The following is a 12,987-nucleotide window of genomic DNA, read 5'->3' as shown; positions in this document are numbered from 1 at the left end:
AGAAGAATCAGGAGTCAGCCGGCAGTGCGGCGGACTTCTTTGGTCGAGGCGGCGGCAACTGCGTGATCAGGCGGGTGCCGCAGATCACGTCGTGCAGGAACTGCCGCTGGGGATGGAGTCGGGCCAGCAGCAGGTATCCGGCGATGCCGGCGAACATCGCGCCGAAGATCGCCCCGGTGCTGCGGTCCAGGCCCAGCAGGTGCACGCTGGCCAGCGCCGGCAGGAACCAGAGCCAGGCGGCCAGGTAGCGGGCCGTGGCGCGGGCTTGCGTGAGCGGGCGGCCGTTCGCGTCGACGACGCGCAGGTGCCAGGCCCGCATTGCCACGGTCTGGCCGCCGCGCGACCAGAACCAGATGAAATAGATGCCCAGCACCAGGAACAGGAAGGCTTGCAGGCCGTGCTGACCGACCAGCGCATTGCGCTGCTGGGTGAGTGTCGAGTAGAGCCAGCCGGCGATGAACACGACGCCGAACAAGACGACGCCTTCGTAGATGAAGGCGGCGAGGCGGCGCATCAGGCCCGGCGGTGTGTCTTTGCCGGCGGCGGGGGCGGAGGTCATCCGGCCAGTTTAGCGGCTGGCTCCGTCGCGCCGGGGGAGCAGCGTGTCCGGGTCGAGCTTCGCATCGCGCGGCGAGCGGATCGGCCGTCCGGGCGCGGCGCTGGCGCCGGGCAGCGGCGGCTCGGCGCGCTGCGTCATCAGCACCGTGGTGGCGCCGGGCAGGGCCTGGACGATCGTCGGGCCAGTCGTCGCGGTCAGCGGCGTGCGCTGGATCGGCGCCTTCGCGCGATTGGGTGTCGGGGGGGCGTCACGGCCGGCCGCCGAGGCCTTCTCCGCGGCGCGCTCCACCAGGCGTTGGCGCTTCTCAGGTGGCAGCGCCTGGTAGGCGTCCCACTTCTCGCGCAGTCTGGTTTCCTGTTCTGGCGCGCGGAGTTCGTTCGCGTGCTGATAGCCGATGCGAGCGCGCTGGCGCTCCGCTGGCGACATCCTGGTCCATTCGACCATGCGTTCGCGCAGACGTTGCTGGTGCTCAGCGGGCAGCGTCGGATAACGGGCGGCGATTTCCAGCCACTTGCCCTTGCGGGCACCGTCGAGCTGATCCCATTCCTTGGACAGCGGGGCCAGCGCCTCCTTCTGCGACGCGCTCAGAGAGGCCCAGTTCTGGCTGCTGGTCAGTGCGCCGGGCGTGACCGCCGGCGAGACGGGTCTGACTGGCGACGAGGCGCGCGGTGCGGGCGAGACGACCGAGGTGGCTCCCTCGACCGGCGCGGAAGCGGCGGTGTCCTGGGCCGAAGCCATCGCGGCGCTGAACGCGAGCATGCCGCAGACGGCTGCCGAACTCAGGCGGTGAACCTGACGGCGCGATGTGGAAGGATCAGGGAAAACGCTCAGATCACCCCTCGCGAACGGGAGAAAACGGAAGGAACTGACCACGCACCGCCTCACTGCGACGATTTGGCTTCGTCGGACTTCTCGCCGTCGGCGGCCCCGTTCGGGTTGTTGGGGTCGGTCTGATCCTCGTTCAGGTATTCGCGGAAGCCAGGATCGCTATACGCCGCCGGCGGCAGCGGCTTGGAGAGCATCTCGGTGTCGAGTTCGGCCGCGCTGCGGATCTGCTCGTACCATTGGCTGTGCTGGATCAGCAGCAGGCCACCCAGCAGCAGCGCGAGCGGCAGCAGGGTCGCGGCCTTTCTCCAGCGCGGGGTCTTCTCGCCGCCGCCCAGGGCCAGCGCGCCGCCGCCCACTTGGCGGATATCGGAGGCGGTCTGTGCAGGGGCCGCGGCGCGTGCCGCCATCGCCCTGGCGAGCGCCTGCTCACGCGCGAAGCGCAGTCGTTCCTGGATGTCGCCGGACAAGGTCTCGCTGTGCTCGGTCAGGCCCGCGGCCACCCGGAGTCCGAAACGGGTCACGCGCGCGTCCGCCTCGAGCGGCAGCGGCGTTCCTGGCGTGTTCTTCTTCATAGCGAGATTCCCTTGGCTTTCAGCGTTTTGGCCAGCGCATGCACGGCGCGGGAGCAGTGTGTCTTCACGCTGCCCTCCGAGCAACCCATGACCGCTGCTGTTTCGGCGACGTCGAGTTCCTCCCAGTAACGCAGGAGGAAGGCTTCCCGTTGACGTGCCGGCAACGCTGCAACTTCCTGTTCGATCGCGGCCAGCACTTGAACGCGCGAGACCTCGTCCGCGGCCGACAGCGCGCCCATCGATCCTTCCCGCGTTTCCAGCGATTCCAGCAGGTCGAAGTCGTCGCCGGGATCGGCGCCTTCGAAGTCCGACAGGTTGCTGAACAGCGCGTTGCGCACCTTCTGCCGCCGGAACCAGTCCATCGTGGCGTTGGACAGGATGCGCTGGAACAGCAGCGGCAGCTCCGCCGCCGGGCGGTCGAAATACTTCTCGGCCAACCGGATCATGGCGTCCTGGACGATGTCCAGCGCGGCGTCCTCGTCTCGAACCATGTAGACCGTGCGCTTGAAGGCGCGTCGATCGGCGGTTTTGAGAAAGTCGTTGAGTTCTTTGTCTGTGGCCAAGGGCTGGCGCCGTCAGAGGGCGGGTCTAGGGCGGTCGAGCGGGCAAAACGGCGCGGATTATCGCATCAGCGCTACAGACTGCGATCGAATCCAGACATGTGCGGGTTTGCATGCATAATCGGCGGCTCGCACACCGCATTTTCTGTCTCAAGTAGGCCGCCCAACCGGGGCGCCCCTGTTTTTGACGCGACGTTTCAAGTCCGCTTCACAAGAGCGCGAGGAGAAGCACCGATGGTTTTTCGTCAGAGAAAAAACTCAGAGGTTCGACATATGGACATGTCTGCCGCGGACATCAAACGTGCAGCGATCACGGAAGCTCGCTCACAACCGCACCCCCATTCCGTCAGTTCCGGTCAGGAACTGAATGGCTCCGAAATCCTGGTTCAGAGTCTTCAGGCCGAAGGCGTGAAGTTCCTCTGGGGCTATCCAGGCGGTGCCGTCCTCTACATCTACGACGCGCTCTACAAGCAGGACGCCATCCAGCATGTGCTGGTACGTCATGAGCAGGCTGCCGTGCATGCCGCCGACGGCTATGCCCGGGCAACCGGCGAAGTCGGCGTTGCGCTGGTGACCTCGGGTCCCGGCGTCACGAACGCGATCACCGGCATCGCGACGGCGTACATGGACTCGATCCCGATGGTGATCATCACCGGTCAGGTCCCGACGCCCGCCATCGGCCTCGACGCCTTCCAGGAATGCGACACCGTCGGCATCACACGCCCGATCGTGAAGCACAACTTCCTGGTCAAGGACGTGCGCGACCTCGCGACGACGCTCAAGAAGGCTTTCCACATCGCGCGCACGGGCCGTCCCGGCCCGGTCGTGGTGGACATCCCGAAGGACGTCTCGCTCAATCGCACTGCGTTCCACTACCCGGAGCGTGTCGAGATGCGCTCCTACAACCCGGTGAAGAAGGGCCACAGCGGGCAGATCCGCAAGGCGGTCCAACTGCTGATGGGCGCCAAACGCCCCTACATCTACACCGGCGGCGGCGTGATCCTGGGCGAGGCCACGGCAGAGTTGCGCCAACTGGTGGACCTGCTGGGCTATCCCTGCACGAACACGCTGATGGGCCTGGGCGCGATGCCTGGCAGCGATCCACGCTTCCTCGGCATGCTGGGCATGCATGGGACCTACGAAGCGAACATGACGATGCAGCACTGCGACGTGCTGCTGGCCGTCGGTGCACGCTTCGACGACCGCGTGATCGGCAACCCGAAGCACTTCTCGTCGGTCGATCGCAAGATCATCCACATCGACATCGATCCGTCGTCGATCTCCAAGCGCGTGCGCGTGGACATCCCGATCGTCGGCGACGTCAAGGACGTGCTGCAGGAACTGATCGCGCAGATCAAGGAAGCGCAGGCAAGACCTGACGCCGACTCGATCAACGCCTGGTGGAGCCAGATCAACGACTGGCGCAAGCGCGACTGCCTGGCCTACAAGCAGTCCAACGAGGTCATCAAGCCGCAGTACGTCCTCGAGACGCTCTGGAACCTGACCCGCGACCGCGACGCCTACTTCACGTCGGATGTCGGCCAGCACCAGATGTGGGCCGCCCAGTTCCTGCGCTTCAACGAGCCGCGTCGCTGGATCAATTCCGGCGGCCTGGGCACGATGGGCGTGGGCCTGCCGTATGCGATGGGCATCAAGCTCGCGAAGCCCGAGTCGGATGTGTTCTGCATCACCGGCGAGGGCAGCATCCAGATGAACATCCAGGAGTTGTCCACCTGCCAGCAGTACAAGACGCCTGTGAAGGTGGTCTCGCTGAACAACCGCTACCTCGGCATGGTGCGGCAGTGGCAGGAGCTCGACTACGGCAAGCGTTACTCGCACAGCTACATGGATGCGCTGCCGGACTTCGTCAAGCTGGCCGAGGCCTACGGACACGTGGGCCTGCTGGTGGAGAAGCCCTCGGACGTGGAGCCCGCGCTGCGGGAAGCGATGCGGTTGAAGGACCGCACCGTCTTCATCGACGTGCGCACCGATCCGACCGAGAACGTCTGGCCGATGGTCCAGGCGGGCAAGGGCATCTCCGAGATGCTGCTGGGGTCCGAGGACCTCTGAGACCGGTGACGGCCTGAAGCTGTCCGTCGAGACGCGCGTTACCGCGCGCGTCGCGGCCGGCGGCGGACGGTCCGAATCGCTCAGGGTGAACCGACCTGATTTCCTAGATCGAAGAGCGTGGCCAAGGGCCGACCGGTTACCGCCGGCGGTCTGAAGAGCGCGAAGGACGAGACTTCATGAAACACATCATTGCTTTGCTCATCGAGAACGAGCCGGGTGCGCTGTCGCGCGTCGTCGCGCTGTTCTCCGCCCGGGGCTACAACATCGAGAGCCTGACCGTGGCGCCGACGGAAGACCCGTCGCTGTCGCGGATGACCATCGTCACCAGCGGCAGCGATGACGTGATCGAGCAGATCACCAAGCACCTGAACCGGCTGATCGAGGTCGTCAAGGTCGTCGACCTGACCGAGGGCCGCTACATCGAGCGCGAGCTCATGCTGATCAAGGTGCGCGCCGTCGGCAAGGAGCGCGAGGAACTCAAGCGCACCGCCGACATCTTCCGCGGCCACGTCATCGACGTCACCGAGAAGACCTACACGATCGAGCTGACCGGCGATGCCGGCAAGCTCGACGCCTTCATCGACGCGATCGACCGCAGCGCGATCCTCGAGACGGTGCGTACCGGCACCAGCGGCATCGGCCGCGGCGAACGCATCCTGCGCGTCTGAGCGCATCCTTCACTGAACAACCCCTGACCTGTTTTCCCCGGAGAGACCACCATGAACGTGTATTACGACAAGGACGCCGACCTCAGCCTGATCAAGGGCAAGAACGTCACCATCATCGGCTACGGCTCACAAGGCCACGCCCATGCCCAGAACCTGAACGAGAGCGGCGTGAAGGTCACCGTGGGTCTGCGCCGCGGCGGCGCGTCCTGGGCCAAGGCTGAAGGCGCTGGCCTGAAGGTCGCCGAGATCGCCGACGCGGTGAAGGCTGCCGACGTGGTCATGATCCTGCTGCCCGACGAGCAGATCGCCGACGTCTACAAGAAGGAAGTCGAGCCCAACATCAAGCAGGGCGCGTCGCTGGCCTTCGCTCACGGCTTCAACGTCCACTACGGCCAGGTGCAGCCGCGCGAGGACCTGGACGTGTGGATGGTCGCCCCGAAGGCCCCGGGCCACACGGTGCGCAACACCTACAAGCAGGGCGGCGGCGTGCCGCACCTGATCGCCGTCTACGCCGACAAGACCGGCAAGGCGCGCGACCTGGCCCTGAGCTACGCGGCCGCGAACGGTGGCGGCAAGGCCGGCATCATCCAGACTTCGTTCCGCGAGGAGACCGAGACCGACCTGTTCGGTGAGCAGGCCGTGCTGTGCGGCGGCGCCGTTGAGCTGATCAAGGCGGGCTTCGAGACGCTGACCGAAGCCGGTTATGCGCCGGAAATGGCCTACTTCGAGTGCCTGCATGAACTGAAGCTGATCGTCGACCTGATCTATGAAGGCGGGATCGCCAACATGAACTATTCGATTTCCAACAATGCGGAGTACGGCGAGTACGTGACCGGTCCGCGCGTGGTGACTGCGGCCACCAAGGACGCGATGCGCCAGTGCCTGAAGGACATCCAGACCGGCGAGTACGCCAAGTCCTTCATCCTGGAGAACAAGGCCGGCGCCCCGACGCTGATCAGCCGCCGCCGCCTGACCGCCGAGCATCCGATCGAGCAGGTCGGCGAGCAACTGCGCGCGATGATGCCGTGGATCAAGGCCAACAAGTTGGTCGACAAGTCCAAGAACTGATCCACGCAGATCGCGTCAGATCAGTCCAGAAGGCCGCGCGGGTCGCACCGCGCGGCCTTTTCCGTTGATGCGCTGGGTTATCCTCCGGCCCCATGAATTCGACCGAAAACAAGAACGTGGACCTGCTCGACGAGGACGAGGCGGACAGCCTCGACGCCCCGCAGCGCCCACGCCACAAGGGCATCTACCTGCTGCCCAACCTCTTCACGCTGGCGGCGCTGTTCAGCGGCTTCTACGCGATCGTGATGGGCATCGGCGGCCGTTTCGAGCAGTCCGTCTACGGCATCTTCGCCGCAATGGTGCTCGACAGCCTGGACGGCCGCGTGGCCCGCATGACCAACACGCAGAGCACCTTCGGCGAGCAGATGGACTCGCTGTCCGACATGGTCTCCTTCGGCGCGGCGCCGGCGCTGATCATGTATTCCTGGGCGCTGCAGGGCCTGGGCAAGTGGGGCTGGTTCGCGGCCTTCGTCTACATCGCCGGAGCAGCGCTGCGCTTGGCGCGTTTCAACACCAACATCGCGGTCGTGGACCGGCGCTTCTTCCAGGGCGTGCCCAGCCCGGCCGCAGCGGCATTGGTGATGAGTCTGATCTGGGCGCTCGACAGCTCTGGCTACAAGGATATCCACCGGGATCCAACGCTGGCGTGGCTCGCCTTCGGTTTCACGCTCTACGCCGGCCTGACGATGGTGACCAACGCGCCGTTCTACAGCTTCAAGGACATCACCTTCAAGCGTTCGGTGCCCTTCATCGTGCTGGTCGTGATCATGCTGGCCATCGCGGCGATCAACATCGACCCACCGCGCGTGCTGTTCGGCGTCTTCTGCGCGTACGGCATCTCAGGCTATGTCGTCTATGCGGTCCGGCGCGCCAAGGGCAAACCGGCAAGCGTCATCGCGATGTCGACCGACGAACCTGATGAAGCGGGCCTTCACCGATAGCGAATGCTTGCGGCTCGGTCATTCGCCCACTGACGTTGACGCTGCATACGCCGCGCCTCTATATTCAACAGCTATGACGTCCCCGGCCCGAATTGCGCTGCTACTACTAGGTGACCTTCGGGTTCGCTAGATCGCGCACGTCCGTCCATCCAGACGCTCATCCCAGATCAACGGCCCGAATGCAACTCGCAACGGGCCGTTCCTGTTTCTGGAGAGTCTGCGAGTTGCGCCCCTGAACCCACAGGAACGCTCTCATGCTCAAGCAACCGCAGACCAAGTACCGCGCCTTCGCCCCCATCGCCCTTCCGGACCGCCGCTGGCCCGACGTGCAGATCACGAAGGCGCCGCTGTGGCTGAGCACCGACCTGCGCGATGGCAACCAGGCGCTGATCGAGCCGATGGATCCGGAGCGCAAGCTGCGCATGTTCCAGATGCTGGTGAAGATCGGCTTCAAGGAGATCGAGGTCGGCTTCCCCTCGGCGTCGCAGACCGACTTCGACTTCGTGCGGCTGCTGATCGAGCAGGGCCACATTCCGGACGACGTGACGATCCAGGTGCTGACGCAGGCGCGCCAACCGTTGATCGAACGGACCTTCGAATCGCTGGTCGGCGCCAAGCGCGCCGTCGTCCATCTGTACAACGCGGTTGCTCCGGTCATGCGCCGCGTCGTGCTCGGCATGAGCGAGGACGAGATCGTCGACCTGGCCGTCACCCACACGCGGATGATCCGTGAGTTCGCCGAGAAGCAGCCGGAGACGGATTTCCGCTTCGAGTACTCGCCGGAGATGTTCTCCAGCGCCGAGTTGAGTTTCTCCAAGCGCGTCGTGGACGCGGTGACCGAGGCCTGGGGCGCCACCCCGGAGCGCAAGATCATCATCAACCTGCCGTCGACGGTCGAGCACTCCACGCCGAACCTGTTCGCCGACATGATCGAGTGGATGGGCCGCAACGTCGAACGACGCGACTGCATCGTGCTGTCGGTGCATCCGCACAACGATCGCGGCACCGGCACGGCCGCCGCCGAACTCTCGATCATGGCCGGCGCGGATCGCCTCGAAGGCTGCCTCTTCGGCAACGGTGAGCGCACCGGCAACCTGGACCTGGTGAACGTCGCGCTCAACCTCTACACGCAAGGCGTGCATCCGGAACTGGACTTCTCCGACATCGACGAGATCCGCCGCTGCGTCGAGCACTGCAACCAGTTGCCGGTGCATCCGCGCCATCCGTACGTCGGGGAACTGGTCTACACCTCGTTCTCGGGTTCGCACCAGGATGCGATCAAGAAGGCTTTCGCCGCCCGCAAGGAGGGCGACATCTGGGAGATCCCTTATCTGCCAGTCGACCCGAAGGACCTGGGCCGCAGCTACGAGGCGGTGATCCGCGTCAACAGCCAGTCGGGCAAGGGCGGCATCTCGTACCTGCTCGAGGCCGAGTACGGCATCGAGCTGCCGCGTCGCCTGCAGATCGAGTTCAGCCAGATCGTCCAGGGCGTGATGGACACGAACGGCAAGGAACTCGGCGCGGCCGACCTGTGGCGCATCTTCGACCGCGAATACGGCGTGAAGCAGGCGCCGTCGCTGCATCCGCAGATCGATACCGCCGAGGACGGCCAGACCCGCGTGCAGGCGCAGGCGGACCTGTGCGTCCGCATGGTCAAGATCGACGGACAGGGCAAGGGTCCGATCGACGCCTTCGTCGAGGGCTTGAACAAGCTGCTGAAGACCCAGGTGCGGGTGCTCGACTACCACGAGCACGCGATGGGTAGCGGCGCCGATGCCCAGGCGGTGGCTTACCTGGAGCTGCGCGTCGGCGACGCGACGCTGTTCGGTGTCGGCATGGACGGCAACATCGCGTCGGCCTCGCTGAAGGCGATCGTCTCCGGCCTGCGTCGTGCGTCGCAACGCGGCGTGCTCAAGCTCGCCGACCGCGTCGCCGTGTGAGGGACCGGGGCGGCCCCCGCGCCGCCCTCGGACGTCTCATGAGGGCGTCTCACTCGTGCGCCGCGCTCGCCGCCTAAACTCGCTGATCGGGCCGCTCCGGCCCGCGGCCCGCCACCGCAAGGAAGCCCCGACATGTCCGACCACTTGATCATCTTCGACACCACGCTGCGCGACGGTGAGCAATCGCCCGGCGCGTCCATGACCAGGGACGAGAAGCTGCGCATTGCGCGTCAGTTGGAGCGGCTGAAGGTGGACGTGATCGAGGCCGGCTTCGCAGCGGCGAGCCAGGGCGATTTCGAGGCGGTCAAGGCGATTGCCGACGCGATCCGCGACAGCACGGTCTGCTCGCTGGCTCGCGCGAACGACCGCGACATCGCCCGCGCCGCCGAGGCGCTCAAGGGGGCTGCGCGCGCCCGCATCCACACCTTCATCGCGACCAGCGAGCTCCACATGGAGAAGAAGCTGCGCATGACCCGCGAGCAGGTGCTGGAGCAGGCGATCCAGGCCGTGCGCTTCGGCCGCAACCTGACCGACGATATCGAGTTCTCGCCGGAGGACGGCTACCGCTCCGATCCGGAGTTCCTCGCCCGCGTCGTCGAGGCGGTGATCCGCGAGGGCGCTCGCACGATCAACATCCCCGACACGGTCGGCTACGCGATCCCGGAGCTTTACGGCCAGTTCATCAAGACGCTGCGCGAGCGCGTGCCGAACTCCGACCAGGCGATCTGGAGCGTCCACTGCCACAACGACCTGGGCATGGCGGTGGCGAACTCGCTGGCCGGCGTGAAGATCGGCGGCGCGCGCCAGGTGGAGTGCACCATCAACGGCCTGGGCGAGCGGGCCGGCAATTGCTCGCTGGAAGAGGTCGTGATGGCGGTGAAGACCCGTCGCGACTACTTCGGCCTGGACGTTCGGGTGGATCCGTCGCAGATCGTCCCGGCGTCGAGGCTGGTCTCGCAGACGACCGGTTTTGTGATCCAGCCGAACAAGGCGGTGGTCGGTGCCAATGCCTTCGCACATGCGTCGGGCATCCATCAGGACGGCGTGCTGAAGGCCCGCGACACCTACGAGATCATGCGCGCCGAGGACGTCGGCTGGAGTGCCAACAAGATCGTGTTGGGCAAGCTGTCCGGCCGCAATGCGTTCAAGCAGCGGTTGCAGGAACTGGGTGTGGTGCTGGAGTCGGAGGCCGAGATCAACGCCGCCTTCGTCCGGTTCAAGGATCTGGCCGACCGCAAGTCCGAGATCTTCGACGAGGACATCATCGCGCTGGTGATGGACGAGTCGGTCTCCCAACTCCAGGAGCATTACCGGCTGGTGGCGCTGGCGCAGCGCTCCGAGACCGGTGAGCGGCCGCAGGCGCAGGTGGTCTTCGCCGAGGGCGAGATCGAACACCGCACCGAGAGCGATGGCAACGGCCCGGTGGACGCGGTGCTCAAGGCGATCGAGAGCAAGGTCCAAAGTGGGGCGGAAATGCTGCTGTATTCGGTCAGCGCGATCACCAGCGGCAGCACAGAATCGCAGGGCGAAGTCACGGTGCGCCTGCAACATGCGGGGCGCGTGGTGAACGGCGTGGGGGCAGATCCCGATATCGTGGTCGCCTCGGCCAAAGCATATTTGAGCGCTCTGAACAAGTTGCAGAGCAAGACGGAGCGGGTCGCCGCCCAAGGTTGACAGGACAACGCACGCGGAGCCCTTGGGCGCGTCGGATGGCACGGATTCAGGTACTTTAAGAGCCTGCGTTAAGTCATTGATCTTGCCGGTCTTTCAGCGATCCCCTACACTCGCGCCCACTGACCTGGGGACTGGATTGAAGACCATTGCGACATTGCTGTCTGGTGCCGCGCTCAGCGGCGTCATGTTGCTGACGGGCTTGACCGCCAGTCTCGCGCCGATCCAATCGGCGCAGGCGGCTACCTCGTCGTCCTCCAAAGCCAAGGTGAAGAGCGTGCGGCAGGCCAAGCCGGCTCCCCGCTCTCCGCGCAAGGTGGCTGCCCGCGCGGCAGCCCCGATCCGGGAAGTCGTCCCGTCCAAACCGTCCTTCGGGACGATGTACGGCCTGCATGACACCGAAGATCCCCTCGACCTGAAATCCAGCGTCGCCTACGTCGTCGACCAGGACACCAATGAGGTCCTGTTCTCGAAGAACCCGTCGGCGGTGCTGCCGATCGCGTCGATCACCAAGCTGATGACCGCGCTGCTGGTCGTCGAGGCGAACCAGTCGCTCGACGACAAGATCGAGATCACCGACGAGGACAAGGACACCGAGAAGTTCACCGGCTCCCGCCTGACGGTCGGCACGACGCTGACGCGCGGTGAACTGCTGCATCTGGCGCTGATGTCCTCGGAGAACCGCGCGGCGCATGCGCTCGGACGCAGCTACCCGGGCGGCCTGGAGACCTTCGTCGCGGCGATGAACGCCAAGGCCCACATGTTGGGCATGATGGACACGCATTACGTCGAGCCGACCGGCCTGTCCAGCCGCAACCAGTCGAGCGCTGCCGATCTTGCCAAGCTGGTCAAGGTGGCGCACGCGTTCCCGCTGATCCGCGAGCTGTCGACCTCGTCCGAGTACACCGTCGCGCTGGGTCGCAAGCAGGTGCGTTTTGGCACGACGAACGGACTGGTCCGCAAGGGCGACTGGGACATCGGCCTGCAGAAGACCGGCTTCATCAACGAGGCTGGCCAGTGCCTGGTGATGCAGGCGCAGCTCGCCGGTCGCAAGCTGATCATGGTGTTCCTGGATTCCGCCGGGAAGTACTCACGCATCGGCGACGCCGAGCGTGTGCGCAAGTGGCTGACGGGAGCCGCGTCGCCGCTGGCGGCCGTGGCAACGCCGGCGGCTGTCAGCGCGACAGCACTCACTCCGGTGATCTCGGCCAAGTAAACAGCCGTTCCTGCAATGAAAGAAGCGGGCCTTGCGCCCGTTTCGTCATTTCCGCCTCAAACCCTGCCCGTCGTTTCCGGTCCGCACTGTCAACGACGGCTGCCGGGTTGGCCCCGCTCCGCCAACTCAGCCCCGGAAGCCGAGCGAGGCCGAGATCCGCGTCGCCGTCTCTTTCAGTCGGGGCAACCAGCCTTCCTCCAGCCGGTCCGCGGGTGCCGAAATCGACAGGCCGGCCACCAGCTTGCCCTGGTCGTCGTAGATGCCTGCGGCCATGCAGCGAACGCCGAGTTCGAGTTCTTCATCGTCGCGCGCGACGCCGCGCTGGCGCACCAGCGCCATTTCACGCTCGAGCAGGGTGATCTCGGTCAGGCTGTTGCGTGTATGGCCGGAGAGGCCGGTGCGCGTGGCATACGCGCGCACGCGCTGGGGATCGTCGCTCGCCAGGAAGAGTTTGCCCACCGACGTCAGGTGCAACGGCGCCCGGCCGCCCACCGCGCGCACGACTTGCATGCCGCTGCGTTCGGAGTAGGTCCGCTCGATGTAGACGATCTCATCCCCCTGCCGCACCGACAGGTTGACGGGCTGGTGGGTCAGCTTGTGGAGTTCCCGCATCGGGCCGATCGCGGCCTCGCGGACGTCCAGTCGCGCCTTCACCAGGTTGCCCAGCTCCAGCAGTCGCATGCCCAGCCGGTAGCTGCCGGCTTCGGGCCGGTCCACGAAACGTCCCAAGGTCAGGTCGTTCAGGATGCGGTGTGCGGTCGACGGGTGCAGGCCCGTCGTCTCGCTGATCAACTTCAGCGACACGGGGTCCTGATGCTGGGCCAGAACGTCCAGCAGCGCGAAAGTGCGCTCGAGGACCTGGATGGCGGGGGTCTGCAACTCCTTGGACTTCAT

At 65.7% G+C, this 12,987-nt stretch carries 12 protein-coding genes; 7 read left to right on the top strand and 5 right to left on the bottom strand.

Going from position 1 to position 12,987, the window contains the following annotated elements; genetic code table 11:
• Positions 1–7: 7 nt before the first annotated feature.
• The 4 genes from AC1VNM_RS14105 to AC1VNM_RS14090 form a co-directional block, all read right to left on the bottom strand.
• Entirely contained in the window at positions 8–559 is a 552-nt protein-coding gene (locus AC1VNM_RS14105; protein ID WP_377152543.1) for an RDD family protein, read from the bottom strand.
• 9 nt (positions 560–568) lie between these two features.
• Positions 569–1,318, bottom strand: a complete 750-nt coding sequence (locus AC1VNM_RS14100; RefSeq protein WP_483107324.1) for a DUF3106 domain-containing protein — start codon at positions 1,316–1,318, stop codon at positions 569–571.
• Between the two features lie 122 nt (positions 1,319–1,440).
• Complete coding sequence (locus AC1VNM_RS14095; RefSeq protein ID WP_483107323.1) at positions 1,441–1,959, bottom strand: DUF3619 family protein; 519 nt, start codon at positions 1,957–1,959, stop codon at positions 1,441–1,443.
• Entirely contained in the window at positions 1,956–2,522 is a 567-nt protein-coding gene (locus tag AC1VNM_RS14090; protein WP_067275679.1) for an RNA polymerase sigma factor, read from the bottom strand. Before AC1VNM_RS14090 ends, AC1VNM_RS14095 begins: the two co-directional genes overlap by 4 nt.
• A 270-nt stretch (positions 2,523–2,792) precedes the next feature.
• On the opposite strand from AC1VNM_RS14090, the gene AC1VNM_RS14085 reads away from it, so the two are divergent.
• The 7 genes from AC1VNM_RS14085 to pbpG all read left to right on the top strand — a co-directional run bounded on the left by AC1VNM_RS14085 (position 2,793) and on the right by pbpG (position 12,093).
• The gene (locus AC1VNM_RS14085; protein WP_483107322.1) at positions 2,793–4,589 is read left to right on the top strand and encodes an acetolactate synthase 3 catalytic subunit; all 1,797 of its coding nucleotides are present in this window, start codon (positions 2,793–2,795) and stop codon (positions 4,587–4,589) included.
• Positions 4,590–4,765: 176 nt separating this feature from the next.
• A complete protein-coding gene (gene ilvN / locus AC1VNM_RS14080; protein WP_431261263.1) occupies positions 4,766–5,257 on the top strand; it encodes an acetolactate synthase small subunit in 492 nt (163 codons plus the stop codon).
• A 51-nt stretch (positions 5,258–5,308) separates the two neighbouring features.
• Positions 5,309–6,325 carry a ketol-acid reductoisomerase gene (gene ilvC, locus AC1VNM_RS14075; protein ID WP_067275671.1) on the top strand — a complete coding sequence of 339 codons (1,017 nt, stop codon included), beginning with the start codon at positions 5,309–5,311 and terminating at the stop codon, positions 6,323–6,325.
• 92 nt (positions 6,326–6,417) lie between these two features.
• Positions 6,418–7,266, top strand: a complete 849-nt coding sequence (gene pssA, locus AC1VNM_RS14070) for a CDP-diacylglycerol--serine O-phosphatidyltransferase (RefSeq protein ID WP_377152558.1) — start codon at positions 6,418–6,420, stop codon at positions 7,264–7,266.
• 254 nt (positions 7,267–7,520) lie between these two features.
• Positions 7,521–9,206, top strand: a complete 1,686-nt coding sequence (leuA, locus tag AC1VNM_RS14065; protein ID WP_377152560.1) for a 2-isopropylmalate synthase — start codon at positions 7,521–7,523, stop codon at positions 9,204–9,206.
• A gap of 132 nt (positions 9,207–9,338) precedes the next feature.
• Positions 9,339–10,880: a 2-isopropylmalate synthase gene (locus tag AC1VNM_RS14060; protein ID WP_483107321.1), complete on the top strand. Its 1,542-nt coding sequence runs from the start codon at positions 9,339–9,341 to the stop codon at positions 10,878–10,880.
• Between the two features lie 184 nt (positions 10,881–11,064).
• A complete protein-coding gene (gene pbpG / locus AC1VNM_RS14055; protein ID WP_377161804.1) occupies positions 11,065–12,093 on the top strand; it encodes a D-alanyl-D-alanine endopeptidase in 1,029 nt (342 codons plus the stop codon).
• A gap of 126 nt (positions 12,094–12,219) precedes the next feature.
• Here the strand turns inward: pbpG and AC1VNM_RS14050 are convergent, their stop codons facing one another.
• The gene (locus AC1VNM_RS14050) at positions 12,220–12,987 is read right to left on the bottom strand and encodes an IclR family transcriptional regulator (RefSeq protein ID WP_088403548.1); all 768 of its coding nucleotides are present in this window, start codon (positions 12,985–12,987) and stop codon (positions 12,220–12,222) included.

It is taken from the genome of Mitsuaria sp. MSU3D, assembly GCF_056867975.1.
Note: the sequence above shows the minus strand (reverse complement) of the source record. Positions and strands in the feature narration are given on the sequence as shown.

Bases quoted from the DNA above. Each gene is read 5' to 3' on its own strand.
- ilvN (WP_431261263.1), top strand. From the start codon at position 4,766: ATGAAACACATCATTGCTTTGCTCATCGAGAACGAGCCGGGTGCGCTG.
- AC1VNM_RS14060 (WP_483107321.1), top strand. From the start codon at position 9,339: ATGTCCGACCACTTGATCATCTTCGACACCACGCTGCGCGACGGTGAG.
- pbpG (WP_377161804.1), top strand. From the start codon at position 11,065: ATGTTGCTGACGGGCTTGACCGCCAGTCTCGCGCCGATCCAATCGGCG.
- leuA (WP_377152560.1), top strand. From the start codon at position 7,521: ATGCTCAAGCAACCGCAGACCAAGTACCGCGCCTTCGCCCCCATCGCC.
- AC1VNM_RS14085 (WP_483107322.1), top strand. From the start codon at position 2,793: ATGGACATGTCTGCCGCGGACATCAAACGTGCAGCGATCACGGAAGCT.
- AC1VNM_RS14050 (WP_088403548.1), bottom strand. From the start codon at position 12,987: ATGAAGTCCAAGGAGTTGCAGACCCCCGCCATCCAGGTCCTCGAGCGC.
- AC1VNM_RS14105 (WP_377152543.1), bottom strand. From the start codon at position 559: ATGACCTCCGCCCCCGCCGCCGGCAAAGACACACCGCCGGGCCTGATG.
- ilvC (WP_067275671.1), top strand. From the start codon at position 5,309: ATGAACGTGTATTACGACAAGGACGCCGACCTCAGCCTGATCAAGGGC.
- pssA (WP_377152558.1), top strand. From the start codon at position 6,418: ATGAATTCGACCGAAAACAAGAACGTGGACCTGCTCGACGAGGACGAG.
- AC1VNM_RS14095 (WP_483107323.1), bottom strand. From the start codon at position 1,959: ATGAAGAAGAACACGCCAGGAACGCCGCTGCCGCTCGAGGCGGACGCG.
- AC1VNM_RS14100 (WP_483107324.1), bottom strand. From the start codon at position 1,318: ATGCTCGCGTTCAGCGCCGCGATGGCTTCGGCCCAGGACACCGCCGCT.